General features: G+C 71.6%; 22 protein-coding genes and 1 riboswitch. Of the genes, 9 read left to right on the forward strand and 13 right to left on the reverse strand.

Annotated features, from left to right (window positions below; all coding sequences use genetic code 11):
* Positions 1–87 precede the first annotated feature (87 nt).
* The gene (locus tag BLS95_RS22195; RefSeq protein WP_090934254.1) at positions 88–1,494 is read left to right on the forward strand and encodes a PLL family lectin; all 1,407 of its coding nucleotides are present in this window, start codon (positions 88–90) and stop codon (positions 1,492–1,494) included.
* Between the two features lie 60 nt (positions 1,495–1,554).
* Here BLS95_RS22195 and BLS95_RS22200 read toward each other — a convergent pair whose 3' ends face one another.
* Positions 1,555–2,889, reverse strand: coding sequence for a lipase family protein (locus tag BLS95_RS22200; RefSeq protein ID WP_143043833.1), 1,335 nt, complete (start codon positions 2,887–2,889; stop codon positions 1,555–1,557).
* Positions 2,890–3,204: 315 nt separating this feature from the next.
* Between BLS95_RS22200 and BLS95_RS22205 the strand changes: the two genes are divergently transcribed.
* The gene (locus tag BLS95_RS22205; RefSeq protein ID WP_090934260.1) at positions 3,205–3,453 is read left to right on the forward strand and encodes a hypothetical protein; all 249 of its coding nucleotides are present in this window, start codon (positions 3,205–3,207) and stop codon (positions 3,451–3,453) included.
* A 20-nt stretch (positions 3,454–3,473) separates the two neighbouring features.
* Here BLS95_RS22205 and BLS95_RS22210 read toward each other — a convergent pair whose 3' ends face one another.
* From BLS95_RS22210 to BLS95_RS22225, 4 genes are read right to left on the reverse strand one after another with little or no spacing between them, the layout of a single operon-like run.
* Positions 3,474–4,313 carry a carbohydrate ABC transporter permease gene (locus BLS95_RS22210; protein ID WP_090934263.1) on the reverse strand — a complete coding sequence of 280 codons (840 nt, stop codon included), beginning with the start codon at positions 4,311–4,313 and terminating at the stop codon, positions 3,474–3,476.
* A gap of 1 nt (position 4,314) precedes the next feature.
* On the reverse strand, positions 4,315–5,346 hold the full coding sequence (locus BLS95_RS22215) for a carbohydrate ABC transporter permease (RefSeq protein WP_090934266.1): 1,032 nt from the start codon (positions 5,344–5,346) through the stop codon (positions 4,315–4,317).
* A complete protein-coding gene (locus BLS95_RS22220) occupies positions 5,343–6,599 on the reverse strand; it encodes a sugar ABC transporter substrate-binding protein (RefSeq protein WP_090934268.1) in 1,257 nt (418 codons plus the stop codon). Before BLS95_RS22220 ends, BLS95_RS22215 begins: the two co-directional genes overlap by 4 nt.
* 35 nt (positions 6,600–6,634) lie before the next feature.
* Entirely contained in the window at positions 6,635–7,618 is a 984-nt protein-coding gene (locus BLS95_RS22225) for a LacI family DNA-binding transcriptional regulator (RefSeq protein WP_090934271.1), read from the reverse strand.
* Between the two features lie 121 nt (positions 7,619–7,739).
* Here BLS95_RS22225 and BLS95_RS22230 point away from each other — a divergent pair, with 121 nt between their 5' ends.
* The 3 genes from BLS95_RS22230 (at position 7,740) to BLS95_RS22240 (ending at position 11,550) form a co-directional block, all read left to right on the forward strand.
* Positions 7,740–9,794, forward strand: coding sequence for an amylo-alpha-1,6-glucosidase (locus BLS95_RS22230; RefSeq protein WP_245765205.1), 2,055 nt, complete (start codon positions 7,740–7,742; stop codon positions 9,792–9,794).
* A 109-nt stretch (positions 9,795–9,903) separates the two neighbouring features.
* Positions 9,904–10,368 (forward strand): Hsp20/alpha crystallin family protein, encoded by a 465-nt coding sequence (locus BLS95_RS22235; protein WP_090934276.1) that lies wholly within the window; start codon positions 9,904–9,906, stop codon positions 10,366–10,368.
* Between the two features lie 294 nt (positions 10,369–10,662).
* Positions 10,663–11,550, forward strand: a complete 888-nt coding sequence (locus BLS95_RS22240; RefSeq protein ID WP_090934279.1) for a helix-turn-helix domain-containing protein — start codon at positions 10,663–10,665, stop codon at positions 11,548–11,550.
* A gap of 25 nt (positions 11,551–11,575) precedes the next feature.
* On the opposite strand, the gene BLS95_RS22245 is transcribed toward BLS95_RS22240, so the two are convergent.
* The 4 genes from BLS95_RS22245 to BLS95_RS22260 form a co-directional block, all read right to left on the reverse strand.
* Positions 11,576–12,397, reverse strand: coding sequence for an SAM-dependent methyltransferase (locus BLS95_RS22245; protein ID WP_090934282.1), 822 nt, complete (start codon positions 12,395–12,397; stop codon positions 11,576–11,578).
* A gap of 89 nt (positions 12,398–12,486) precedes the next feature.
* The gene (locus BLS95_RS22250; protein ID WP_090934285.1) at positions 12,487–13,776 is read right to left on the reverse strand and encodes a hydroxyacid-oxoacid transhydrogenase; all 1,290 of its coding nucleotides are present in this window, start codon (positions 13,774–13,776) and stop codon (positions 12,487–12,489) included.
* A gap of 2 nt (positions 13,777–13,778) precedes the next feature.
* Entirely contained in the window at positions 13,779–15,161 is a 1,383-nt protein-coding gene (locus BLS95_RS22255; RefSeq protein WP_090934287.1) for a glycoside hydrolase family 5 protein, read from the reverse strand.
* A complete protein-coding gene (locus BLS95_RS22260; RefSeq protein ID WP_090934290.1) occupies positions 15,142–16,245 on the reverse strand; it encodes a LacI family DNA-binding transcriptional regulator in 1,104 nt (367 codons plus the stop codon). Before BLS95_RS22260 ends, BLS95_RS22255 begins: the two co-directional genes overlap by 20 nt.
* A gap of 75 nt (positions 16,246–16,320) precedes the next feature.
* Here BLS95_RS22260 and BLS95_RS22265 point away from each other — a divergent pair, with 75 nt between their 5' ends.
* Positions 16,321–17,667: a hypothetical protein gene (locus tag BLS95_RS22265; protein WP_143043834.1), complete on the forward strand. Its 1,347-nt coding sequence runs from the start codon at positions 16,321–16,323 to the stop codon at positions 17,665–17,667.
* A 1-nt stretch (position 17,668) separates the two neighbouring features.
* Here BLS95_RS22265 and BLS95_RS22270 read toward each other — a convergent pair whose 3' ends face one another.
* Positions 17,669–18,136 (reverse strand): PPOX class F420-dependent oxidoreductase, encoded by a 468-nt coding sequence (locus BLS95_RS22270; protein ID WP_090934295.1) that lies wholly within the window; start codon positions 18,134–18,136, stop codon positions 17,669–17,671.
* A gap of 51 nt (positions 18,137–18,187) precedes the next feature.
* Positions 18,188–19,684, reverse strand: coding sequence for an AbgT family transporter (locus BLS95_RS22275; protein WP_090934966.1), 1,497 nt, complete (start codon positions 19,682–19,684; stop codon positions 18,188–18,190).
* Positions 19,685–20,522: 838 nt separating this feature from the next.
* On the opposite strand from BLS95_RS22275, the gene BLS95_RS22280 reads away from it, so the two are divergent.
* The gene (locus BLS95_RS22280; protein WP_090934298.1) at positions 20,523–21,404 is read left to right on the forward strand and encodes an isocitrate lyase/PEP mutase family protein; all 882 of its coding nucleotides are present in this window, start codon (positions 20,523–20,525) and stop codon (positions 21,402–21,404) included.
* A 34-nt stretch (positions 21,405–21,438) separates the two neighbouring features.
* Here the strand turns inward: BLS95_RS22280 and BLS95_RS22285 are convergent, their stop codons facing one another.
* Entirely contained in the window at positions 21,439–22,167 is a 729-nt protein-coding gene (locus BLS95_RS22285; RefSeq protein WP_090934302.1) for a glycoside hydrolase family 25 protein, read from the reverse strand.
* A gap of 12 nt (positions 22,168–22,179) precedes the next feature.
* Positions 22,180–22,325: riboswitch (cyclic di-AMP (ydaO/yuaA leader) on the reverse strand.
* A 298-nt stretch (positions 22,326–22,623) separates the two neighbouring features.
* Here BLS95_RS22285 and hypF point away from each other — a divergent pair.
* Positions 22,624–25,026, forward strand: a complete 2,403-nt coding sequence (hypF, locus tag BLS95_RS22290) for a carbamoyltransferase HypF (RefSeq protein WP_090934305.1) — start codon at positions 22,624–22,626, stop codon at positions 25,024–25,026.
* Between the two features lie 118 nt (positions 25,027–25,144).
* Here the strand turns inward: hypF and BLS95_RS22295 are convergent, their stop codons facing one another.
* Positions 25,145–25,540 carry a hypothetical protein gene (locus tag BLS95_RS22295; protein ID WP_090934309.1) on the reverse strand — a complete coding sequence of 132 codons (396 nt, stop codon included), beginning with the start codon at positions 25,538–25,540 and terminating at the stop codon, positions 25,145–25,147.
* A 223-nt stretch (positions 25,541–25,763) separates the two neighbouring features.
* On the opposite strand from BLS95_RS22295, the gene BLS95_RS22300 reads away from it, so the two are divergent.
* Complete coding sequence (locus tag BLS95_RS22300; protein WP_090934313.1) at positions 25,764–26,807, forward strand: NADH-quinone oxidoreductase subunit B family protein; 1,044 nt, start codon at positions 25,764–25,766, stop codon at positions 26,805–26,807.
* Positions 26,808–26,809: the final 2 nt, after the last annotated feature.

Genomic DNA, 26,809 nt, shown 5'->3' on the forward strand with positions numbered 1-26,809 from the left:
TAAGGTTACTATGGCCAGGTTCGTACGTTTCCGCATCGTACGGTCCTGCCTTGGGCCGGATCGTACGGCATTCCAGGGGGGCTGGAAATGACTGACGAGACCCGGGCCGACCATACGGAGACCACGGTGACCGGCGAGGACGTGCTGCTGCACGCCCAGGACGACCCGGCGGCCAGCGCCGCCGTCGACGCCGCCGTCGAGACCGAGCTGCTGGAGGCCGGCGACGATCTCGCGACCCGTGCCGCCGCCGAGTCGGAGTGGCTGGCGGCCACGCGGGAGGGCGAACGTCAGATCGCCGAGCTCGACTCCCGGGGCCTGGACCGGGTGCGCAAGCTCCAGAAGGAGCTGCGTGCCAAGGGGGCCGAGGTGTGGCCGGTCGCCAGGTGGTGGGGGTTCGAGATCCACCTGAACGAGGCCGCGGCCCTGCGGTGCGCCGAGTTCGCCCGGCTCATCGGGGACACCGCCGGTGCCGTGCTGGGCACCTGGCTCGGCCCGATCGTCGAGCGGTCGGTGCGGGCCAAGGCCGGCTGGATCTCCTCGATCGCCCGGCCGTACGGCGTCAAGCTGGTCTCGCCCTGGGTCGCGCCCGCCATGCTCGTCCCGGCCCGCGAGGCCGGCTTCCCCCAGGCCGAGTCCCGGCTGCACTGGTCGGTCTACGAGCCCGGCGAGGGCTGGAGCGCTGACCAGCGGTTCGTGGACCACTTCAACGTCTCCAGGCCGGCCGTCGCGGAATACCGGGACCGGCTTTACCTCGGCCACCGAGGCAGTGACGACGACATCGGCCTGTGGTGGACCCTCTACGACGCCGACGGGGGGTGGAGCGATGACCGGAGGCTCCCCAGGCACTTCAGCTCCCACGGCCCGGCGGTCGCCGCGTACGACGGGCACCTCTACTGCGTGCACGCCGGCACCGGCGACGACGGCTCGTTGTGGTGGACCCGCTGGAACGGGGTGAAGTGGACCCCGGACGCCCGCCTGCCCAGGCACTCCAGCGGCGCCGCGCCGGCCCTGGCCGCCTACGACGGGGAGCTCTACTGCGTGCACCGCGGCCACGCCGACTCCTCCCTGTGGTGGACCCGGTGGAACGGCACGGCCTGGAGCCCCGACGAGCGGTTCCCGGATCACGCCAGCCGCTCCAACCCGGCGCTGGCGGCGTACCAGGGGCATCTCTACTGCGTGTACCGCGGCGACGGCGAGGACACCTGCCTGTGGTGGACCCGCTGGGACGGCTCCGAGTGGAGCCCCGGCAAGCGGCTGCCCAAGCACTTCTCCTCCGAGGGCCCGGCCCTGGCCGTCTACAAGGACCGGCTCTACTGCGTGCACCGCGGCGGCCTCGACCGGAGCCTGTGGTGGACCTGCTTCGACGGCACCAGGTGGACCGCCGACGAGCGGCTGCCCGACCACTACAGCGGCGAGAGCCCCGCCGTCATCGCCTTCCGTGACAAGAACGCCACCCGCGACCAGCTCCTGTGCCTCTACCGGGGCGACCGCTGACACGCCAGGTGCCGGCTCGCACGCGCGAGCCGGCACCTGATCGTCGGTCAGCGGGCGGCCTCACCACCCGGCGATCTGCTCCAGGAACCATCCGGCCAGCACCTTGGAGATGGTGCCGTGCGCGGAGTTGCGGGCATCGCAGCAGAACGCGTCCAGGAACGTCTCGTCCTTCGGCAGGTCCCTGAGGTCCAGGTAGAGCTCCGACTGCCACTGGAACGGGTCCCTGGCCAGGGCGATGGCGCTGACCGCGGGCACGAAGGCGCTGTTGCGGAACCGGTTGTCGATCGGCAGGCCCATCGCGTCGGCGATCCTGCCCCAGGAGTCCAGCGTGCCGCCGGGCGCGCCGTCGAAGGCGGGCACGTGAGAGGTGGCGCTCGCCCATATGGGCGCGCCGTAGCGGATGCTGCCGACGTTCTGCAGCTCGCCCATGTCGGGCTGGATGCGGGCGACGAGCTGGAACGGATCGGCGTCGAGGTCGAAGACCGGCGCGCCGGGCGGCAGTTCGAGCCCCGTGCCGTCGCCGGCGCCGTTGGCCAGGCCCAGCTTGTACGGGCGCATCGGGAACCAGCCGACCCTGCGCAGGTCGTCCAGGAAGTCCGTGCGCAGGGAGCTGGCCGTGGTCACCGGGCCCGAGTAGTGCTCGTTCTCCACCCAGGCCCACAGGAGCTGCTGCGCGGCCGGGCTGCGGATCAGCTCGGCCTGGCCCGGCCCGTCGGAGCGCTGTTCGAGCGACTCGTGCAGGTAGGCGAGCTGCTGCAGCACCAGCGGGATCCAGGCGCCCAGGTGCGGGGTGTCGAAGGAGAAGTATTTGTCGGTCTGGTGGTCGACGCGGTCGCTCTCCATGCGGGCCAGCGCGTAGCGGGTGACCATGCCACCCATGCTGACGCCGCCGACGGTCAGCGGGTTGTCACTCTGCCGCTCCGCGATGACGCGCTGCACGCAGCTCACCGCCACGGCCCCGTTGGCCTGGATGTAGGTATGCCGCTGGTCGAACCCGAGCAGCACGACGTCGATGCCCATCGAGCGCAGCCGGTCGAGGAAGCCGGGCTTGCCCTTCTCGTAGGAGGCGTTGAAGTGCCGCCACAGCGCGTCCAGGTCGCTCGGCCCGTAGTTGAAGCCGTCGGCGAGGATCAGCGGCCTGGTCAGCGCCGCGTGCCCTTCGGCCAGGTAGACGTTGGCCCGGCCGGTGGCCGTGTATCCCAGGTGCGGCCGGTCGCCGACCAGCTCCCAGACGTGGTCGGGCCTGGGCGCCTGGCCTTCGCGGGCGGGCGGGGTCGCGAACCACACCCCCTGCCGCCCGAGAGCCTCGGCGACCTGCCGTGCCTGCTCGGCTTTCAGGCTGCCCGCCGCGCCTTTGGCGGCGACCTCCACGTCTATTCTCGGTTCCTGCGCCATGCTGATCCTCTCCCTCGCTGAGGGGCCCCTGAGCCCACTGACAACACCATAAGGTCACTTTCAGTAATTGTCCGAGTACTGAGAGGAGTGGCGCGCCTTCGGCAAAAGTCCTGGTCAGGGCCCTGGTTCAGCTTTCGACCGGACCGTCATAGGGCGGGCGGCATGTACGGTTTCACGACGCCACGCGGCAGGGGCCCGGGCGGGCGGAGTAATGATCCCGGGTCCGGCGGGGCCGGGTTTCAGCCGCTCCAGCGGGGTAAGCGGGCTGCTGGAGGTGCTCCGCCGGGCACCGGACGGACGAGGTGAGGAGCCGCGATGTCACTCATCGACCGGGAATGCGTCCGCGAACTGCTGCAGTCGTCCCACCCCGACGCCACGCTGGTGTTCGTCCGAGGTGACTGCGTCGTCGTGCCCGCCGCCGAGGTGGACGCCGCGCACAAGGGGCTCGTCATCGCCAGCCGCGACGAGATCGCGCCCTACGTACCGGCGGGGCCCATGACCGACGCGACCCTGGACGCGCTGGCGCACCGCCTGGACAACATCGTGCGCGACCTGGGCGCCTGACCGCAGGCGCCCAGGTCCGGTCAGCCCTTGTCCGAGCCCTCGTTGGCGCCCCGGACGAAATAGCGCTGGAACACCACGAAGACGATCGCCACCGGTACGGTGGCCAGCACCGCCGCGCCGAGCTTGAGCGGATACTGCGTGCCCTTGCCCAGCGACCCCGACACCAGGTCGGCCAGCCCGCGCGGCAACGTGAACAGGGCCGGGTCCTGCACCGCCACGAGGGTGTGCGGGAACTCGTTCCACGAGCTCTGGACGGAGATGATCGTCAGCGTCAGCAGCGCGGGGCGGGCCATCGGCAGCACGACGGACCAGAACGTGCGGAACACACCGGCCCCGTCGATGCGGGCGGCCTCCTCGACGGTGACCGGGATGGACTCGAAGAACTGCTTCATGATGAACACCCCGGCGGCGTCCGCGATCACCGGCAGGATCAACGCCGTGTAGCTGTCGTACATGCCGAGCTGGTTCAGCACCAGGAACTTCGGGATGAACAGCACCACCCCCGGCACCGCGATCACCGCGACGATCGTCGCGAAGAGCGCCCGCCGCCCGCGGAAGCGCAGCCGGGCCAGGGCGTAGCCGGCCATGGAGTCCAGCAGCACCCGCCCGGTCGTGATGATCACCGTCACCAGGAGCGAGTTGCCCAGCCACAGCGGTAGGTCGGTGCCGAAGACCCGCTCGTAGCCGTCGAGGGTCGCGAGGTGGGGCAGGGGTGAGAGCGGGTTGGCCGCCGCGTCGGGCTCGGTCTTGAACGAGGTGGCGATCTGGATGACGAACGGGTAGAGGAAGACGAGCGCGACGAAGATCAGGATGAAGTAGCCGGCGAAGGTGGAGGCCAGGGAGCGCTTTCTGTCCGGCATGTCAGGCCCTCCGTTCGCGCAGGACCCACCGCTGGACCAGCGTCAGCACCACGATGATGGCGAAGAGCACGAACGAGATCGCGGTGCCGGAGCCGTACTCGAAGCCGTTGAAGGCGGTCTGGTACGACAGGAAGGCCGGGGTGAGCGTGGTCTTGGCGGGGTTGCCCTGGCTCATCACGTACACCTGGTCGAAGACCTGCCAGGTCGCGATCATCCCGAGCGTGAGCACCAGGAACATGGTGGGCTTGAGCAGCGGCAACGTCACGTGCGTGAAGACCTGGCGGCGGCCCGCCCCGTCCAGCAGGGCGGCCTCCTCCAGGGTCACCGGGATGTTCTGCAGCGCCGCCAGGAACATGAGCATGAACGTCCCCGAGGTCGTCCAGACGACCAGCACGATGATGGTCGTCATGGCCACGCTCGGCCCCGACAACCACTCCCACCACGACAGCCCGAACGGTCCGCCGCCGGTGAGCGCCGCCGGCGGCGCGTCGGGATCGACCACCCCGAGCGCGCCCAGCACCAGGTGCAGGATGCCGCGCGAGTCGGCGAACCACTGGGGGCCCTCCACGCCGAACAGGCGGAGCAGCCCGTTGACGGCCCCCGAGTTGGCGAACACGAACAGGAACACCACGCTGATCGCCACCGAGCTGGTGACCGACGGGAAGTAGAACGCGGCACGGAAGAACGTCCTGCCGCGCAGCAGCCTGCCGTTGACGATCAGCGCCAGCCCGAGGGCCAGGCCGGTCTGGGCCGGCACCACGATGGCCACGTAGTAGACGTTGTTGCGCACGCTGGTCATGAAGTCCTGCCGGGCCAGCCCCTCCTCGGCGAACAGGCGCGTGTAGTTGTCCAGGCCGACGAAGGGCACGCCGGCGCGGAAGGGGCTGCCCTGCCCGTTCCAGTCGGTCAGGCTCACCCACATCGCCATGAGGATCGGCGCCAGCATGAACAGGCCCAGGATGACCACGACGGGCGCCACGAACAGCCAGCCCGCGAGGTTCTCCTTCGCCGCGCCGGGTCGGCGCCCGGTCATGACGTGCCGAGCGCTGCTTGCGTGTTCTTCTGTACGCGCTCCAGCAGCGTCTTGGGTGCGGTGGAGGTCAGCTTCTGCAGGCCGGTGTCGAAGTCGTCCAGGACGCTGTCCATCTTGGGGGCGTTGACCGGGCCCTGGGCGTAGTCGACGGCGTTGACGAAGGGCACGTCGGCGGGGAACTCACCGGTGTAGGTGCTCCTCGCGGACTGCCGCGAGGGCATGACGCCGAACGCCCTGGCGAAGGCCATCTGCTGGTCGGCCTTGGTCATCGCCTCGACGAACGAGATGGCCTGCTCCTTGTGGCGGCTCTTGGCGGCGATGCCCCAGCAGGTGGTGAACGACAGGGAGCCCTTGCCCTTGGGTCCCGCGGGCAGCTCGTACGCGGCGTACTTGACGTCGGGGTAGTCGGCCTTGAGCGCGCCCTTGATCCAGTTGCCCTCGATGGTCATGGCGACCTTGCCCGCGCCGAACGCCTCGCCGCTCCAGCCCGCGTCGAGCTGGCTCGGGTACTGGGCCAGCTTGCCGGCCAGCAGCGTGCGTACGTAGTCGAGGGCCGCGAGGTTCTGCGGGCTGTCGGCGGTGGCCTGCTTGCCGTCGGGGCTGGTGATCCAGCCGCCGGCCTGGACCATGAACGCGCCGACGCGGTCGCGCGTGTCGCCGAGCGCCAGCGGGGTGATGCCGGCGGCCTTGATCTTCTCGCTGACCGAGGTGAGCTGCTCCCAGGTCGTCGGCACGTCGGAGTCGCCGAGCCCGGCCTTGGCCCACAGGTCCTGGTTGACGATCAGGGCCAGGGTGGAGAAGTCCTTCGGCGCGCAGTAGAACGTGCCGTTGTAGGTGAAGGCCGTGCGCAGGGTCGGGTAGAAGTCGTCCGGACTGCTGATCTTGCCGGCGTACGGTTCGAGCGCGCCGACGCTGGCGTAGTCGGCGAAGCGGATGGCGTCCACGTAGAAGACGTCGGGCGGGCTGTCGCCGGCGAAGGCCTGGCCGAGCTGCTGCGTCAGGTCCTGGGCGGGGGTCACCGTGGCGCCGGTCCCGCTCGCGGCGGCCCAGGTCTGGGCGGCCTGCTTGACGGCGTTCGTCTCCGCGTCGCCGGAGGAGCCGATGAGGATCTGCAGCGTGACAGGGCCGCCGCTCTGCTGGGCGGACTGTCCGGGAGCGTCGTCGAAGCCGCTGCCGCAGGCGGTCGTCACCAGCATCGAGGCGCAGGCGATGCTGGTGACGGCCCTGCTCGTGCGGCGGGTGTTGGGATTCATCGGGGGATCCTGTTCTCGCGTGGGGGGACGGGAGTTCATGCCGACCGCCTGATGGTCAGGGAGGGTTGGAGCAGCATGTGGGTGGCCGGTGGCTCGGCGCTGTCCAGGGCGCGTGTGAGCAGCGCGACGCAGGCGGCCGCGGCCTCGCCGAGCGGCTGGTGCACGCTGGTCAGGCCGATCGCCCCGGCCACCGGCGTGTCGTCGAAGCCGGTCACGGCGACGCCGGGGCCGGCCACGTTCAGCGCGCCCAGGGCGAGCGAGTCGCTCGCGCACACCAGCGCGGTGGCTCCGGCGCCGAGCAGGTCGCGGGCCGCGCTCTCCCCGGTGGCGATGCCGTCCTCGCCCGCCCGGTGCAGGTCGTCGGGCCGCAGGCCGTGCTCGGCGAGCGTGCGCTCCCAGCCGGCGCGCCGGTCGTCGCCCACCCCCGAGCCGGGCGGCCAGCCGACGAAGCCGACGCGCCGGTGACCGGCCGCCAGCAGGTGGCGGGTGGCCGCCGCGGTTCCCGCGGCGCCGTCCACGTCCACCCAGGGATGTTGGGTACGGGGCAGATCGCTCCACGGCCGGCCGAACGCGACGAACGGCACGCGGCGCTCCAGCAGCCAGGAGGTCCGCAGGTCGTCGTGGTGCGTGGCGGTGAGCACGAAGGCGTCCGGCTCGTACGAGGCGATCAGGTCCTCGAAGGTCGCGATCTCGGAGCGGTCGTCGTGGGCGGTGTAGAGCAGGATCCGGTAGCCCGCGCGGGCCGCCGACTCGGTCAGGCCGTGCAGGAAACGGTCGAGCACCGAGCCGTTGATGCCGTCGCCGCCGGGGTCGATGCGGATGGCGATCAGGCGGGAGCGGCCGGTACGCATCTGGCGGGCGGCCTGGTTGGCGCGGTAGCCGAGCCGCGCGATCACTTCCAGGACGTGGCGGCGCGTCTCGTCGCGGACGACCTCGGGGCTGTTGAGGGTGTTCGACACCGTCTGGCGGGACACCCCCGCGGCCCTGGCCACGTCGGTGATCGTCACCTTGTCCGCCATGGAGCGCCTTCCTAAAGGGGTTGAACGTTCAAAGTCCAGTAAGGCATGATTTGATCGTTCAAATTGCAGGATGTCAGAAAAAATTGCACTCCGGATGGGGTTCTGTCAAGAGGGAGTCGTAGTGCTTCAACCGTTGCTGCACGACCTGGTCGGCACGGTCATGGCGCCGACCGGCGCGCTGAGCGGAACCGACGGTCAGCTGCGGCCGGCCGGGGTGCAGGGGCTCTTCCACGCGGACCGCCGCGTGCTGTCGCAGGCCCGGCTCCTCGTCGACGACACCGAGCCGGAGGCCGTCGGGCACGCCCACGACGGGGCGGGGCGCACGAGGTTCGTGTCGCTGGCCCGGTGGCTGGGCGACTCGGGGGCCGATCCCACGGTCCGGCTGGACCGGGTGCGGGAGCTCACGCCGTACGGGATGACCGAGTCCGTGGAGATCAGCTCCACCGCCTCCGTACCGGTGAACGCGACCGTGACGGTCGAGCTGGCCTGTGACTTCGCCGCCATGGACGCGGTCAAGACCGGCCGCGTCACCGGGTTCCCCGTCCCGGCGGCGGCGGCCGGCCAGGGACGGCTGACCTGGCGGTCGGCGGGCGCCCACGTGATCGTCACGGGGCAGGGGGCCGAGGCACGGCCGGGGGACGAGCCCCGCCTGACCTGGAAGATCGACCTGCCCCCGCGCGGCCGGACGACCCTGTCCTGGCGGCTCGTCGTGCAGGACCCGGCCGGCGCCTTCGTCGTGCCCGCCGCCGGCCCGCCCGAATGGAGCCCGCCGCGGGTGGACGCCGCCGACCGGCGCCTCACCCGCCTGCTGGACCAGGCGCTGGCGGACCTGCGCTCGCTCCGCCTGGCCACGCCGGACGCGCCGGAGGACACCTTCCTCGGCGCGGGGGTGCCCTGGTTCCTGACGTTGTTCGGCCGGGACAGCATCTGGGCCGCCCGGATGCTCCTCCCGCTGGGCACCGCCCTGGCCGGCGGCACCCTGCGGGTGCTGGCCCGCCGCCAGGGCGAGCGCCTCGACCCGCGCTCCGGCGAGGCCCCCGGCAAGATCATGCACGAGCTGCGCCGGCACGCCATCGTCCTGGGCGAGGACGGCCGGCGGGTGCCCGCCGCCTACTACGGCACCATCGACGCGACGCCCCTGTGGATCAGCCTGCTGCACGACGCGTGGCGCTGGGGCCTGCCCGAGCACGAGGTCGAGCCGCTCCTGCCGCACCTGGAGGCCGCGCTGGGCTGGCTCGCCGACCACGCCGACCCCGATCGGGACGGATTCCTGGAGTACGTCGACACCTCCGGCCACGGCCTGGCCAACCAGGGCTGGAAGGACTCCGGCGACTCGATCCGCTTCCATGACGGCAGCCTGGCAGAGCCGCCGATCGCGCTGGCCGAGGTGCAGGGCTACGCCCACCAGGCCGCCCTGCACGGGGCCGCCCTCCTGGACGCCTTCGGCCGCCCGGGCGCCGACCGCTGGCGCGAGTACGCGGCCACGCTGGCCGGCCGGTTCCGCGCGGCCTTCTGGGTGGACGGCGCCCACGGCCCCTTCCCCGCGCTCGCGCTCGACCGCGACAAGCGCCCGGTGGACGCCCTCACCAGCAACATCGGCCACCTCCTCGGCACCGGGCTGCTGACGCCGGAGGAGTCGGCCCAGGTCGCGGGCCTGCTGGGCGGGCCGGGCCTGGCGGAGGGCTTCGGCCTGCGGACGATGTCCGCGCTCGACGCGGGGTTCAGCCCGCTGTCCTACCACTGCGGCTCCATCTGGCCGCACGACACGGCCATCGTCCTGGCCGGGCTGGCCCGCGAGGGCTTCGACGCGCAGGCGGCCACACTGGCCGAAGGGTTGCTCGCCGCCGCCGAGTCGTTCGACTACCGGCTCCCCGAGCTGTACGGGGGCGACGCCCGCCACCGGGTGGGCCGCCCGGTGGCCTACCCCGCGGCCTGCCGCCCCCAGGCGTGGTCCGCCGCCGCCGCGCTCACCATCGTTCACGCGGCGCTCGGGCTCCACCCGGACGTGCCGGCGGGCCAGGCCACCCTGCGCCCGCTGGCCGGCGCCCCCCTGGGCGCGCTGACCGTCGGCGGCCTGCGGGTGGCGGGCGGCGAGGTCGAGGTGAGCGTCGCCGGCGACGGCACCGCCACCGTCACGGGCCTGCCGGACGGGATGCGCCTGATCCCCGGACGGTAGCCGCCATCAGGCCCCTCACCTGCGCGTTTGCGGCCTGAGGCAGGGGTAAGTGGGCCGGGACGAACCATCGAGGGGGACCCACGTCCTCATGTCACGGAGGTGAGTGGCGATGGCTTTGCCCATCAGGCGTAATCGGGTGCCGGCGCAACGGCCCGGCGGCCACTGGATGGGCCGCTCCTTGGATCCCATCACCGAGTTCCAGGAGCTGTGGGACCAGTTGGGCCGGCTGTTCGAGGAAGGCGGAGAGAGCGCCGTCACCGCCTGGCGGCCGCTGGCCGAGACCGAGGAGACGCCGGACGCCTACGTCGTACGCGCCGAGCTGCCCGGCCTCAAGCGGGACGACGTCCACGTCGACGTCGAGGGGAACCAGCTGAGCGTGCACGGCGAGGTCGAGGAGCAGGACAAGGAGGGCAAGGCGCTCCGGCGGCGTACCGGCAGGTTCATCTACCGGACCGTCCTGCCGAACGACGCCGACACCGAGCAGATCGACGGCGAGTTGCAGGACGGGGTTTTGACCATCCGCGTGCCCAAGACCGAGCAGGGCCGCTCCCGTCGCATCGAGATCAAGGGCTGATCGGCGCGCCACGGCCGAATCGGGAGGCCGGAGCGGCGGGGGACGCGCTCCGGCCTCGATTTTTGGCGCGGACGGCGACAAACCGGAATTCGCCGCTCTAACAGCCGGAATTCGCTGCCGAGGCAGCGAGGGGATCACAAGAATCTGAAACGTCATACTCCGTATCGAGGCAATGGCGGTGCGTTGGCTGCTCAATGCGAAATATGGTGTTGTGTTGGCTGGCGGGGCGGGATTGCTGCTGGCCCGGCGGTGTTATGAGAGGTTGAGGGGGGACGAATGGCGATTACACGTGATATGGGCGATCTGACCGAAATCCTGAGAGGGGATTTCCGGCAGCCGGGACCGACGGCGCTGCGCATACTGGTGGGCGCGCAGTTGCGGCAGCTGAGGGAGGCGCGAGGGATCAGCCGCGAAAAGGCGGGATACACCATTCGGGCGTCGCATTCCAAGATCAGCCGGATGGAGTGCGGGCGCTGCAGCTTCAAGCTGCGTGACGTGGCCGATCTCCTCATCCTCTACGACGTAGCCGACGACGCTGAGCGCTCGGCCCTGCTGACCCTGGCCGAGCAGGCCAACGCCCCCGGCTGGTGGCAGGACTACCGCGACGTGATCCCCGACTGGTTCGACACGTATCTCGGGCTGGAGCAGGACGCGGCGCTGATCCGTACGCACGAGATCCAGTTCGTCCCGGGGCTGCTGCAGACCGAGGACTACGCCCGCGCGGTCATCTCCCAGGGACTGAGGGGCGAGCCCGCCGAGCAGATCGAACGCCGTGTCGAGGTGCGCATGCGCCGCCAGCGGATCCTGGCCGCGCCCACGCCGCGCAAGCTCTGGGCGGTGCTGGACGAGGCCGCGCTGCGACGCCCGATCGGCGGCGCGGCGGTCATGCGCGACCAGCTCCGCCGCCTGGGCGAGCTGGCCGAGTCGCCCCACATCACGCTGCAGGTGATGCCGTTCAGCGCCGAGGGCACGGTCGGCGGCGTCGGCCCGATCACCGTCCTGCGTTTCGCCCAGGCGGAGCTGGACGACGTGGTCTACCTCGAACACTTCGCCGGCGCCCAGTATCTGACCAAGCCCTCCGAGGTCAGCCCCTACCAGCAGTTGATGAACGAGTTCATCGTGCAGGCGCCGCCCCCGGCGGCGACCAGGGAGATCCTCCGCCAGGCCATGGCGGCGCTGTAGGGCTCAAGACCTCCCTCGCGCGGACTCAGGGCTTGCGGGCGACGCCGCACAGCGCGTCCACCTCCGCGAGCGGGGCGAGGGGATCGGGGTCGGGGCGCCACAGCGGGAGGGACACCACGCCCGGCGGGACCAGCCGCAGCCCGTCGAAGAACGCGGTGAACTCCTCCCTGCTCCGCAGCTTGTACGGCGCCCCGGGCCCCTGGTTGTAGTCCTCCTGCGCCCGGTCGAGGGACTCGCCGGTGACCACGTTGACGCCGTCCCACAGGGCCAGGTGGCTGCCCGGTGGCAGGGCGTCCATGAGCCGGGCCACGATGTCGTGCGCCCCCTCGTCGTCGGACAGGAACCCCACGATCCCCATCAGCATGAGCCCCACGGGCCGGGAGAGGTCCAGGGTCCTGGCCGCGGCGGCGATGATCGCGTCGGGGTCGCGCAGGTCGGCCTCGATGTAGTCGGTGGCACCCTCCGGCGTGCCGACCAGCAGGGCACGGGCGTGGGCGAGCACGAGGGGGTCGTTGTCCACGTACATCACCCGGCAGGACGGGTCCGCCCGCTGGGCGACCTCGTGGGTGTTGTCCACTGTGGGCAGCCCGGTGCCGACGTCGAGGAACTGGCGCACGCCCGCCTCACTGACCAGATAACGCACGATGCGGGCCAGCAGATGCCTGGACAGGCGGGCAATATGCACAATATCGGGGAAGGATTGACTGAATTGGTCACCTACCTCGCGGTCGATGTCGTAATAGTCCTTGCCGCCGAGCCAGTAATTCCACATGCGTGCCGCTTGCGGCATGGACGTGTCGATTCTGGGCGGGAGCGCGGGACCGGTGGGAGGGGAATCACCTGTCATGTGGCTTCTCATCATCTGTCGGTTTTGAGGAAAACCTGGCGTACGCGGAGCATGTGAAATAGCACTCGCGCCCACGATTCGGGCCCGGGTCACCAGTTCTCGATCGAGCGGAGAAGGATTCCCGTTACGGCCTCCGCGTCCACCGGCCGGGGAGCGGTGGCCAGCAGGCGCTCCTGCCGCAGCGTGCCCGCCACCAGATCGGGCACGTCCGCCTCGGTGTAGCCGACCTCGCCGATGCCGTTGGGCAGGCCGATGTCGCGCATCAGGCGGGTCAGCACCTCCGGCAGGTGGCCGGCCGGGTCGCGTGGCCGGTCGGCGCCGGGATCGAGCAGTTCGGCCGCCCTGAGGTGGCGCTCCGGATCGGCCTCGAAGGTGAAGCGGAACGCCTCGGGCGCGGTCAGGGCCACCGCCATGCCGTGCGGCACGAGCGGCTCCGCCGGTGGGTGCGCGCCGGACGCCGGGCCGTCGTAGCCCGCGGGGCGGAAGTCCTTGACGCGCCCGGCGATCGGGTAGGCGTTGGCGTGCGGGATGTGCACCCCGGCGTTGCCGAACCCGAGCCCGGCGAACGTCGCCGCCAGCGCCATGTCGGCCCGCGCCCGCACGTCGTCGCCGTGCCGCACCGCCGTCCGGAACGACGTCGCCAGCAGCGCCATCGCCCGCTCCGACCACATGTCGGAGATCGGGTTGGAGCCGCAGTACGGCACCCGCTGCTCCGGCCGCCTGGCCTCGAACGACGTGTACGGCCGGGCCGTGTAGCTCTCCAGCGCGTGGCACAGGATGTCCATGCCCGCGGCGGCCGTCACCCCGGCCGGCTGCGTCATCGTCAGGTCGGGATCGACGACCGCGAGGGCCGGGCGCAGCCGTACGTGGCTGATGCCGGTCTTGACCTTGAGCGAGAGCACGTCCAGCACGCACACCGTGGTGCTCTCCGCGCCCGTGCCGGTCGTGGTCGGCACCGCGACCAGCGGCTTGAGCGGATGCTCGGGGGCCCGGCCGGCGCCGATGGGCGCGTTGACGTAGTCCATCAGGTCGCCCGGGTTGGTCGTCAGCAGGTTGGCGGCCTTGGCGGTGTCGATGCTCGACCCGCCGCCGACCGCGACGAACGCGTCCCACGGCCCGGTGGCCTCGGCGTGCTCGGCGGCCCGGCGCAGGCTCTCGTCGGTCGGCTCGACCTGCACGCCGTCGTACACCGCGGCCTCGATGCCGTAGCCGGCGAGCTGGTCGGCGATGCGCCGCGGATGGCCGGTGGCCGCGACGCCGGGATCGGTGACGACGAGCACGCGGCGGACGCCGTACCCGGCCAGGTCGTGGCCGACCTCCGCCGACGCGCCGGGGCCGAACTTCAGCGCCGGCGCCCCGTAGGTGAAGACGGATTCCATGCTCACTCCTTGCCCAGATGGGTGCGGATCACCTCGGCGAGCGGCTCGCGCGTGTCACAGGCGTCGAAGGCGAAGCAGCCCGCCAGCCGCTCGGCCTCCTGCGGGCTCACCCCCTCGAAGCACCGGCCGAACTCGCCCACCAGCGGCTCGGCGAGCAGGATGTTGCGGACCAGGGTCCGGATCCACGGCCGCCGCCCCCACGGGTACGGGTCGAAGCCGGGGAACTCCTTGTCGAAGAGCTCATCGATCGGGTCCAGGATGTGGCGGACGTGCTCGTCGCTGCCGCCCCACGAGTCCGCGCCGAGGCGGGCCTTCTTCTCCAGGACGGGCGCGATGCGCCGGACGTACGCGCTGTCGGCCCGCGCGTACGTCAGCCCTTGCAGCCCGATGTCCTTGTACGTCCACAACGACCAGCTCGCCCCGTGCGCCCGGTAGATGGCGAGCTGGTCGCCCAGCAATCGCAACCGGGACAGGTCACGCTCGGGATCGCCGTCGTAGACCGGCCCGAACTCGCCGATCCAGATGGGCGTCCCGGTGCGCCGCATGAACTCGGTCCGCCGCAGGAACGTCCGCTCCACCACGGACCGGTCGAAATACTCGCCGCGCGTCACCCCCGGATAGGAGCTGCCCGCCGCGATGCCCGGCAGCGCGTAGCCGTGCGCGGTGTAGACCGTGTTGGGGAAGGGGCCGCCGACCGCGGAGAAGTCGGTGGAATAGCGGTTGCCGTCGAGGAAGAGCACGTGGCGGCCGTCCACGGCGCGCACGGCCCGCTCCAGCCGCTCGTAGAAGGGGCCGATGGCCTGGCCGGAGGCGTCGGCGGGCTCGTTGACCGGGTTGTAGCCGGCCACCTCGGGCCGGTCCTTGTAACGCTCGGCGATGGCCTCCCACAGGTGCACGACCCGGTCCTGGAAGTGGCGGTGGTTCCAGAACTCGGCCCAGTGGGTGGGGTTGTCGCTGTGCCAGTGCTGGTTCTGCCGTCCGGGCAGCGCGTGCAGGTCCAGGATCGTGTAGAGGCCGGCGTCGGCGCACAGGCCGATCACCCGGTCCAGCCAGGCGAAGCCCTCCTCCTTCAGCTCGAACGGCCGGTCGTCGTCCTCGAAGTGGCGGTAGTTGAAGGGCACCCGGACCGAGTTCAGGCCGAGGGAGGCGAGGTAGCGGGCGTCGTCGGCGGCGAAGAAGTCGGTGAGGAAGCGGTGGAAGAAGCGCTCATATCCCTCCTCGCCGAGCGCCCGGCGCAGGGCCGCGCGGTGCAGGGACTCGGTGGCGGGGAAGCCGGTGATGAAGTTCTCCATGTTCAGCCAGCCGCCGAGCCCGACCCCGGCCAGTGTGACGGTCCTCCCCGAGGGGTCCACCAGCCGGTCGCCGCTAACGCTGATCCAGTCCATCCTGTTCCTCTCTTGGACGGGGTGCCTCATGACGGGGCCCGGTGCTGTCGCGGACGAGCAGCCGGGGCTGGAAGCGGACGTCGTAGCCGCCGCCCTCGCCCTCCATCAGCGCCCGGAGCCGGTCCCAGGCCTGCCTGCCCAGCTCGTTCTTCGGGATCGACACCGTGGTCAGCGGGGGAGTGGTGTAGCGGGCGAAGGGGATGTCGTCGAAACCGGTGACCGAGATGTCCGCGGGCACCCGTACGCCGAGCTCGTGCAGGCCGGTCAGGGCGCCGGAGGCGACCATGTCGTTGAACCCGACCACCGCGCTGGCGCCGCACTCCACCACGGCGGGGGCCGCGGCGTGGCCGTCGTCGAACATGGAGCCGCACGGCAGCTCGGTCAGGGTGAGCCCGGGGGCGGCGCGCAGCGCGGCGAGCCGCTCCGAGTTGGCCGCGCTGCCCGGGGGACCGGCCAGATAGACCAGGTGGCGGTGGCCGAGCCCGGTGAGGTGGGCCACCAGGTCGGCGACGCCGGCGGCGTTGTCCACCGACAGCGACGGCGCGCCGCAGCCGGGCACCTCCCGGTAGACCAGGACGAACGGCGAGAGCCTGGCGCCGAGCTCGCGCAGCCGCTCGTCCGGCGCGCGCGGGGAGGCCAGGACGAGCCCGTCGGAGTTGCGCCGCGCCTCCAGCGCGAGCACCGTCTCCTCCTCCGGGTCCTCGTTCGACTCGGCCACCAGCAGCCTGCGCCCGGTCTCCGCCGCGGCCTGGCCGAGCCCGCGCAGCACCCCCTGGTACAGCGGGTTGGACAGGTCGGGGACGACGAGTGAGATGGTCCCCGTGCGGCCCAGCGCCAGGCTGCGGGCCGCCACGCTGGGCTCGTAGTCGAGCGCCGCGGCGGCGGCGCGCACCCGGGCGGCCAGCTCGGCCGCCACCGTCGTCGAGCCGTTCATCACCCGCGACACGGTCGCGCGGGAGACGCCGGCCGCCTCGGCGACCCGGCTGATGGTCGCGGACCCCGCCGGCCGCGGCCCGCGCCTGCGGGCCGGGCGGGCCGACGGCTGCTCGCTCTCCTGATCACCGTCCGCGGTGCTCGCCCTCATCCGCTCTCCCTGCACGCTCGGGCCTCCCCTGCATGCATTAAATCGCCCACGGCGGGCGGGTTCACCGTGGCACGGGTGCTCGACGCCACCGCGTACGACGTGGCGGTGACCATGACGGGCGGCGGCTCCGTGGTGGCGGTGGGGCCGCACGAGTTCCTGGTCACGTTCCGGGAGCCGGTCGCCGAGCTGGTGGCCGGGTTCGGCGCGGAGCCGGAGGAGTTCCGCAAGGTCGTGGCGGAGTCCGGGCGGCACTGGGCCCGGTTCTGGAGCACGGGCGGCGCGGTGGAGCTGGCGGGCAGCAAGGACGAGCGGGCCCCGGAGCTGGAGCGCCGGATCGTCCTGTCGCAGTACCTGACGGCCATCCACTGCGCGGGCTCGTCACCGCCGGCGGAGACCGGGCTCATGGCCAACAGCTGGCGGGGCCGCTTCCACCTGGAGATGCACTGGTGGCACGCGGCGCACTTCGCCCTCTGGGGGCGGGCCGAGCTGCTCGAACGCAGCCTCGGCTGGTACGCCGACACCCTGCCGCGCGCCCGCGGGACCGCCGGGGCGCAGGGCTACCCCGGGGCGCGCTGGCCCAAGCAGGTGGGCCCCGACGGCAGGGAGAGCCCGAGCCCGATCGGGCCGTTCCTGGTGTGGCAGCAACCGCACCCGATCTTCCTGGCCGAGCTGGTACGACGGGCGACCGGCACCCCGCGGGCGCTGGCCCGGTACGCGGACATCGTGCTGGACACGGCCGCGTTCATGGCCGCCTTCGCGGTCAAGGGGCCCGGCGGGCACGGGCTGGGGCCACCGCTGGTGCCGGCCCAGGAGTCGTACGCGGAGGTGCGGGCGAGCGCCGCGAACCCGACGTTCGAGCTCGCCTACTGGTCCTGGGCGCTGGAGGTGGCCCAGCGGTGGCGGCGGCTGCTGGGCCTGGCCCCCGAGCCGTCCTGGGCGGAGGTGGCCACCGGGATGGCCCGGCCGCTGGTGCGCGACGGGGTCTACGCCGCGATGGACGCTCCGCCGTACACCGTGCGGGAGGACCACCCGTCCATGCTGTACGCCCTGGGCTTCGTCCCGCCGACCCCGGTCGTCGATCCCGCGACGATGCGCGCCACCCTCCACGACGTGCTGGGCGCGTGGGCGTGGGAGACCACCTGGGGCTGGGACTACCCGGCCATCGCCATGACCGCGACCCGGCTGGGCGAGCCCGGGACCGCGATCGAGGCCCTGCTGATGCCCACGGCCAAGAACGTGTACCTGCCGAACGGGCACAACAGGCAGTCCGCCACGCTGCCCGTCTACCTGCCGGGAAACGGCGGCCTGCTGGCGGCCGTCGCACTCATGGCCAAGGGCTGGGACCACCGCGGCGGGTCAGGGGCGCCGGGCTTCCCGGAGTCCTGGACGGTCCGCCACGAGGGCCTGCGGGCGTGGCCCTGAGTCACTGCGCCGCCAGGCGCGCCGGGAAGCCGCCGGTCGCGATCGGGCCCCAGCGGTCGATGTGCAGCCGGATCAGCGACTTGTCCTGCCGGACCATGGCGGCGCGGTAGTCGTCCCAGTCGGGGTGCTCACCCGCGATGCACCGGTAGTACTCGACCAGCGCCTCCAGGGCCGCGGGCATGTCCAGCACCTCGGCGTGCCCGTCGACCTGGACGTACGGGCCGTTCCAGTCGTCGGACAGCACGCAGATCGAGACCCGCTCGTCACGCCGGGCGTTGATCGCCTTGGCGCGGTCGGGGTAGGTGGAGACCACGATCCGGCCGTCCTCGTCGACCCCGCAGGCGACGGGCGAGAGCTGCGGCCGGCCGTCCGCGCGGGTGGTCGACAGCAGACCGTGGTGCCTGGGGCGCAGGAAATCGAGCAGTTCGGGCAGTTCGACGCGTTGTGCGGTAGCGATGTTCGGGGCCATCTCGAGTGCCTTTCAGTCGTGCCAAGGCTTTCGATCCTAGTGAGAGGGCGGTCACCGGACCGGAGCGCCAGGGCCGAGCGGGATGCCGAGGGCCCACCACGCCAGGAAGAGCAGCGTCCAGGCCACCAGCATCACCAGGCTGAGGGGCAGGGTGAGGGCCATCAGGGTGCCGATGCCGGCGGATTTGCGGTAGCGCTGGACGTAGCCGAGCACCAGCAGGAAGAAGGGGCTCATCGGCGTGAGGACGTTGGAGCAGGAGTCGGCGATGCGATAGAGCGCCTGGGTGGTCTCCGGCGGGATGTCCCGCAACATCAGCATCGGCACGAACACCGGGGCGACCAGCGCCCACTGGGCGGTGCCGCTGGTGATCACCAGATTGCTGACCGTGACCATGAGCAGGATGCCGATGAGGACCAGGGGACCGTCGATCCCGGTCGCCTTCAGCAGGTCGCCGCCCTTGATGGCGATGATCGTGCCGAGGCCGCTCCACCTGAAGTAGGCCAGGAACTGGGAGATGGCGAAGAACAGCACGATGATCGGCGCCAGCTCGCGCATGCCGTGGGCCATGAAGTCCGGCACGTCGCCGTTCCGGCTGACAGTGCCGGCGGCGCGCCCGTAGACGATGCCGAGCACGCAGAAGGCGATGCCGAGCAGGAGGGCGATGGAGTCCGGCAGCGGCCCGTCCGCCAGGCCGCCGCCCGCGCCGCGCAGCGGCGAGCCGGACGGGACGACGGCCAGCGTGGTCAGCGCGGTGATCACGAGCAGCGCGAGACCGGCCCGGCGCAGGCCGCGCCGCTCTGGGGCGGACAGCCTCAGCGCGCCCAGGTCGCCCGCCTCGGCGTCCTCGTCGATCGGCATGCTCCTGGCCTGCCTGGCGAGCACGGTCTCCGTCACCAGCGTGATGACGGCGGACAGCACGAGCGAGGAGCCGACCGAGAAGAAGTAGTTGGCCAGCGGCGTGACGGTGACGCTCGCGTCGATGGTGCGCGCGGCCTCGGTGGAGATGCCGCCGAGGATGACGTCCAGCGGGGTGACCAGGGGAGTGGCGTCGAACCCGGCCGAGACCGAGACGTAGGCGACGATCACGCCGACGATCGGGTTGCGGCCGACCGCGCGGAAGGCCAGGCCGCCCAGCGGGATCAGCACGATGTAGGCCGAGGTGGCGGCCAGGTGCGAGACCATGCCGGTGAAGGCCAGCGCGAACGTCACCCACCGGGCCGGCACCCGGCAGAGGCCGTGCCTGAGCATGGCGCTCATCAGCCCGGCGCGGTCGGCCACGGCGACACCCAGCGTGATCACCAGGACCGTGCCGAGTGCGGGGAAGGTGGCGAAGTTGGTGACCGAGTCGCCGAGCATCAGCCGGACGCCCTCGGCCGAGAGCAGGCTCCTCGCGACGACGGTCGTGTTGTCGGCCGGGTTGACCGCCGACACCCGCAGGCTCGCCAGGACCCAGCTCAGCACCACGAGCGCGGCGCTCAGGATGAGGAACAGCCAGAACGGGTGGGGGAGTTTGTTTCCCGCGCGTTCTATGCCATTCAGAACGCGCATGGTCGCGTTCGGCGACCGGATCTGTTTTTCCACCGACAGGGTGCTGGCCACGGGCTCTGATGCTAGGCGTCGCCAACATCGCCGTCAACGACATAATCCCAGGTCAGCGCGGTCATGCGGTGCTCCGGGCGCCGTTCGCCGATATGCCTCCAGAATGGTGGAGAAACCAATATGTCGGACGTCGCGAGAATGGCCGGAAATACCATTGTCGGTGAGCCGCCATCCCGAGGCCCGGCCCGATCCGTGGCGGCCGGTGCCTCCTGAGCGGTACGGCCGCACGCATGATCACTCTCCCCCGCTCGTCAGCGGGCGTCGCGGAGTCGGTCCAGAAGTGGTAAAAGGCAGGGGCGAAATATCCCATAAAACGACCCGATGGGAAGTTTATGGGTATTTGCCCTGTTGGAGAAGTGAGTGCCGGGAAAACACACCCGCCCGGCACTCACACAAGGAGGGACGTCATGTCTATCCAGCACTATCTGGCGGCCGCGATGGTAACCCGCTCGCCTGTCACCACGGGTCCCTTCCCTAACCCGAGAGATCGCGGCGCTTACAGCAGAAGCGCACGCCGTCGGCGCCGCCGCCGCTGATCAACCGGGCGGACCCGACGTCACGGCGATGACCGTGACGGTTCGGCGGAGAAAACGGCGGATCTGCTCATCACGGGCGACACGGGCGATGGCACGACGGTGGGGGTGCCGTGGGCACGTCACCACCATTGGAGCGGCCGGTTCGGGCGGGCCCGGAGAGCACGCCGCCAGTCGCACGCGGTCCCGGCCCCGAACTCCCACGCGGAGCCCAGGGGTACGGGCTCGCGGCGACCAAGGGGGTGGGACCGTTGATGCGACACACGACCCGGCTGAGGCGCCTGCTCGAAGCCCCGGAAATCCTGGTGGTCCCGGGCGTCTACGACGGGACCGGCGTCCGCGTGGCCCAGGCGCTCGGTTTCCGGGCGATCTACCTCAGCGGTTTCCAGACCTCGGCCGGCCTGCTGGGCCAGCCCGACGTCGGCTATCTCACCATGACGCAGATGGTGGCGCGGGTCGCCGCCTTCACCGCCGCCACCGACCTGCCACTGATCGCCGACGCCGACACCGGTTACGGCAACCCGCTCAACGTACGCCGCGCGGTCCGCGAGTACGAGGCGGCCGGCGCGGCGGCCATGCACATCGAGGACCAGACCTTCCCCAAACGCTGCGGGCACATGCTGGGCCGCCACGTCGTGCCCAGGGACGAGATGACCCAGAAGATCAGGGCGGCCGTGGACGCCCGCCGCGACCCCGACTTCGTGATCATCGCCAGAACGGACGCGCGGACCACGATGGGCCTGGACGAGGCGCTCGAACGAGGCGCGGCCTACCACGAGGCGGGCGCCGACCTGCTCTTCATCGAGTCACCCGAGACCGAGGAGGAGATGCGGCGCATCTGCGGGACGTTCCGCGGCCGCGTCCCCGTGCTCTGCAACCAGATCGAGGGCGGCCGCACCCCGCTGCTGGGCGTGCGCGCCCTCCAGGATCTGGGGTACGCGCTCGCGCTCTACTCGGTCGGCGCCGCCTTCGCCGTGGCCAAGGGCCTGTGGGACTACCTGGAGACGCTCGCCGCCCAGGGCGACACCCGCTCCATGCGCCCGAACATGCTCGGCTTCGACGACTTCAACACGCTCATCGGCCTGGACGAGCACGCCGTGTTGGAGCAGCGCTACCGGACCCCGGGAGAGTCCTGACCGGGCGAGCCGCGCGGGAGCGGCGCCGAGGCGTTCAGGCCGACTGGCGGCCCAGGCCGCGCAGCTGGCTGGGTGACAGCGCGGAGACGTCCTGGTCGATGGGCGAGTCCGAGTACTGGTGGATGGTCCAGGTCTTCCAGTCGGCGGGTGGGGTGACGGTGCCCTTCTCCTTGCCGTAGTGGGCGACCCAGAGCGGGTACGCGGACAGGCCGCGGCCGTAGGTGTCGGCGAAGCGCCAGCTGCTGTAGAACATCGGCGTGATGCCGGTCTTGGCCTTCACGTACGACAGCCAGGTCTTGGCCCAGGCGTTGACCTCGGCGACGCTCTTGCCGTCGGTGGTCTCCAGGTCCAGGACCAGCAGGTCGCCGGGCTTGGCGGGCTGGGCGTTCACCGTGGACAGGAAGTAGTTGGCCTCGGCGATCGGGTCGCCGGCCGGGTGACCGTAGTGGTAGGCCCCGCGGACGATGCCCTTCTTGCCCAGCTCCTGCCAGTGCCTGGCGAAGGAGGCGTCGCGGAAGTCGACGCCCTCGGTGGCCTTGATGATGCCGAACTGGGCGGAGCTGGTGGCCCAGTCATAGAGCGGCTGGTAGTTGGAGACGTCCTGGCCGTAGGTGAGCGGCTGCTGCCGCGCCTCGGCCACGGGCGCGAGCGGGCCGCCCTCGTCGGTGGTGGACGCGAGTGCCGTGCCGGCCACGCCGACGGTGGTCCCGGTCAGAGCGAGGCCGGCCAGGGCGAAGCTGAGGCGTTTACTGGGGTTGAGCATGAGGGGTATTGACTCCTTGCTTCCATACGCCTACCGGGTTAGCTGACGGGTTCGGGCCTGGAAGTGCCCTACCGCCGCCGGTCGAGCCGGCGGGCGATTCACCCCCGAAGGTGGGTCCCCGGCTCCGCACGAGGGTGCGGATTAGGCCTGGTCAAGAACTTGGCAACACTACGACGAACGCTTGTCAAAGCATTCGCCGAGCTGGCCAAAAGGTATATATCGCTACTTAAAGGTGGCAAGTAGGTCAAATCAAGACATGGTGGGAGGCGTGCGGAAAGCCCGAGATCCACGGGGATTCCGGCCTCGGTAAAGAATTCTTGGGATTTGCCGGTAAGCGTCGGGGCGGCGGCATTCGCGGGACCCCAGGATGCTGCTGTGACCACGAGTCATGGTGCTTGTCAGGTGATACCGGTGTGCCAGCCGGGATTTCCGCGCCTTTGGCTGCACACTGGCTCGATGGGGGTGCGGGTCAGGGTCGAAGGCGTCGTCCAGGGGGTGGGCTTCCGGCCGTTCGTGCACGGGCTCGCCACCGGGCTGGGGCTGGCGGGGCTGGTGGGCAACGACGCGCGCGGCGTCTTCGTGGAGCTGGAGGGCGGCCGGCGGGAGATCGAGGAGTTCCTGCACCGGCTGGAGCGCGACGCGCCGCCACTGGCCGCCATCGAGCGCGTGACCGTCACGTCGGGCGTACGGGCGGCGCGGCCGGAGGGCGGGTTCCTGATCGTCGAGAGCGATCCCTCGGGCCTGGCCCGCGCGCTGGTGTCGCCCGACATCGCCACCTGCGCCGACTGCCTGGCCGAGCTGGCCGATCCGGCCGACCGGCGCTACCGCTACCCCTTCGTGAACTGCGTCCACTGCGGGCCCAGGCTGACGATCGTGCGCGGGCTGCCGTACGACCGGCCGCTGACCACGATGGCGGGCTTCGCGATGTGCGCCGACTGCCTGGCCGAATACCACGATCCGGCGGACCGGCGCTTCCACGCCCAGCCGATCTGCTGCCCGGCGTGCGGGCCCAGTCTCAGCCTGGTCGGGGCGCCGGGCGAGCCGCTGGCCGGCGCCGCCGCGGTGCTGCGGGCGGGCGGGGTGCTGGCGGTCAAGGGCGTCGGCGGCTACCACCTGGCGGTACTGGCCGCCGACCAAAGTGCCGCCGCCACGCTGCGGCGGCGCAAGCGGCGGGCGGACAAGCCGTTCGCGGTCATGGTGGCCGACCTGGACGCGGCCCGGCGGCTGTGCGAGGTGGACGCGGTGGCCGCCGAACTGCTGGCGGATCGGGCCCGGCCGATCGTGCTGCTGCCGCGGCGCGCGGACGCGGAGGTCGCCGACCCGGTCGCGCCGGGCAACCGGCAGCTCGGGGTGCTGCTGCCGTACACGCCGCTGCACCACCTGCTGCTGGCGGAGGTCGCCGCGCCGATCGTGCTGACCAGCGGAAACACCTCGGACGAGCCCATCGCGTACGACGACCACGACGCCTTGGAACGCCTCGGCGGCATCGCGGACGCGTTCCTCACCCACGACCGCCCCATCCAGCAACACGCCGACGACTCGGTGGTACGCCCCTTCCGCGGGCAGGCGCTGCCGCTGCGGCGCTCGCGCGGCCACGCCCCGCGCCCGATCATGCTGCCCGGCCGGGCGCCCCGGCAGATCCTCGGCTGCGGAGCCGCGCAGAAGAACACGTTCTGCCTGGTCAAGGGGCGGCGGGCGATCGTCTCCCCGCACTTCGGCGACCTGGCGGACTACGCCACCCTGCGTGCCTACACCGAGGGCATCGCCCGCTTCCAGGCCCTGTTCGGCGTGCGGCCCGAGGTCGTCGCGCACGACCTGCACCCGGAATACCCCGCCACCCGGTACGCCATGGAGCTGCCGGACGTGGCGCTCGCCGGGGTGCAGCACCACCACGCGCACATCGCCTCCTGCCTGGCCGACAACGGCGAGTCCGGCCGGGTGATCGGGGTCGCGTTCGACGGGCTGGGCTACGGCCTCGACGGCACCCTGTGGGGCGGCGAATTCCTGCTGGCCGACCTGGCCTCGTTCGAGCGGGCCGGGCACCTGGCCCCGGTGCCGATGCCGGGTGGCGAGGCGGCGATCCGGCAGCCGTGGCGGATGGCCGCCGCGTACCTGGACGGCGAGGACGAGTCACTGGCCGTGGCCCGCCGCAACGAACGCTGGTGGCCAAGCGTGACGGCCCTGGCCCGCGGCGCCGGCACGCCCCTCACACCGGGCGCCCGCACGACATCGGGCGCAGAGGGCGGCACGACGCCGGGCGCAGAGGGTGGCACGACGCCGGGCGCCGGGGGCGGCACGACATCGGGCGCCGAGGGCGGCACGACGGCGGGCGTCGGGGGCGGGGCGCCGCTGACGTCCAGTGCCGGTCGCCTGTTCGACGCTGTGGCGGCGCTGGTCGGCGTGCGGGACACGGTCGCCTACGAGGGGCAGGCCGCGATCGAGCTGGAGCAGCTCGCCGACCCCGCCGAACGGGGCGGCTATCCGGCGGCCGTGTCGGGCGGCGCGCCCGGCCCGTTCGTGGTGTCCGGCGCGGACCTGGTGCGGGCCGCCGCTGCGGACCTGCGCGCGGGCGTCGCCCCGGCGGTCGTCTCGGCCCGCTTCCACAACGGTGTGAGCGATCTGGTCGTGGCCTGCTGCCGGCGGTTGCGCGAGGAGACCGGACTGACGGCGGTGGCGTTGTCCGGCGGCGTCTTCCAGAACATGCTGCTGGCACGGCGCACGGTCGAGCTGCTCGACGAGGCCGGGTTCCGCGTGCTCACGCACACCAGGGTCCCGCCCAACGACGGCGGCATCAGCCTCGGCCAGGCAGCCGTCGCCGCCGCCCGCGACCTTGACGGCGCTCAGACCCACCGATCGTGAGGCGGCCACGATGAGACCGAACGGCGGTGAGCCCGGCCGATCGTGACGCGGGTCAGGGTCAGGCCGGCCGGTCCTGATACGGCCATGGTCAGGCGGGTCGGTCCTGGTGCGGCCATGGTCAGGTCGGTCGGTCCTGGTGCGGCCAGGGTGAGGCGCCGACCACGATCCCGTACAGGACGTGGTCGGCGAGCAGCGCCAGGCGTTCGGGCGTGGTGTGGTGGCGGCGCGGCAGGCCGAGCGTCGGCGCGACGACCGCCTCGAAGAAGGCCCAGAAAGCCACCCCGTAGGCGGGCCCGGCCCAGGCCCGGCCGCGCACCGCCCCCGGCAGCAGCCCGAACACCGCCCCGCCGACCGCCCCGACCCCCCAGTGGACCAGCTCGACCACCGCCGGGCGGCGCTCGGTGGGCAGCTCGCGGAGGACGCTGGGAGCGGTACGTTCGATCAGCGCCTCGGGCGGCACCTTCTTCACCACCCCGAGCGCCGTGGTGAACTGCCGTAGACCGGACATCGCCATGGAGCCGATCGCACCCCGCGCGGTGGCCCGCGGCAGGGACCGTCGAGGCCGAGCGGGTCGGCGTTCCCGCAGGTCAGCCTGTGAGGTGGAGCGAGGTGGCATGGTCTGCGTCATGGTTTGCAACCTTCGTCAGCGCGGTATGTCCGCTACGTAGAGATGAGCATCGACTACCGAAAGGAGTCGTTCGCAAACCTCTACACGGGCCAAGAAGGGGGCTTGGGCCATGACAACCACGCAAACGCCGACTGCCCTGGACGAAATCCACATCCTGTGGACTTCGGAGGGCATGAGCTGCGACGGCGACACCGTCTCCGTCACCGCGGCCACACTGCCGAGCCTTGAGGACGTCCTGCTCGGGCTCGTGCCCGGACTGCCCAAGGTGCACCTGCACAACAAGGTCCTGGCCACCGAGGTGGGCGACGCCTTCATGGCCGCCTTCCACCAGGCCGACCGGGACGAGCTCGGGCCGTACATCTTCGTGGTCGAGGGCTCGATCCCGAACGAGCGCATCAACGGCGAGGGCTACTGGACCTCCATGGGCAACGACCCGATCACCGGCGAGCCCATCACCGTCAACCGGTGGATCGACCGCCTCGCGCCCAAGGCGTGGGCCGTGGTCGCGATCGGCACCTGCGCGACCTACGGCGGCATCCACGCCATGGCCGGCAACCCGACGGGCTGCATGGGGCTGGCCGACTACCTGGGCAAGGACTTCCGCTCGGCCGGCGGCCTGCCCATCGTCAACGTGCCCGGCTGCCCGGTGCAGCCGGACAACTTCATGGAGACGCTGACCTGGCTGCTCTACCAGGCGGCGGGCCTGGCCCCGACCATCCCGCTGGACGAGATGCTGCGGCCGACCTGGCTGTTCGGCAAGACCGTGCACGAGGGCTGCGACCGGGCCGGCTACTACGAGCAGGGCGACTTCGCCCACGACTACAACTCTCCCAAGTGCCTCGTACGGGTGGGCTGCTGGGGGCCGGTGGTCAACTGCAACGTCACCAAGCGCGGCTGGATGGACGGCGTCGGTGGCTGCCCCAACGTGGGCGGCATCTGCATCGCCTGTACGATGCCCGGCTTCCCCGACAAGTTCATGCCGTTCATGGACGAACCCCCCGGCGCGTCGGTGTCGATCGCGCTCAGCGGCGCGTACGGCTCGCTGATCCGGCGGCTTCGCGCGATCACCAACAACGCGGCCAACAAGGAGCCGAAGTGGCGCCACAACCGCCGCAGACTGACGAGCGGGTACGACCCGCGCTGGGGAAACTAGGG

The sequence above is a fragment of the Nonomuraea jiangxiensis genome, from assembly GCF_900099965.1.
Taxonomy (GTDB): domain Bacteria; phylum Actinomycetota; class Actinomycetes; order Streptosporangiales; family Streptosporangiaceae; genus Nonomuraea; species Nonomuraea jiangxiensis.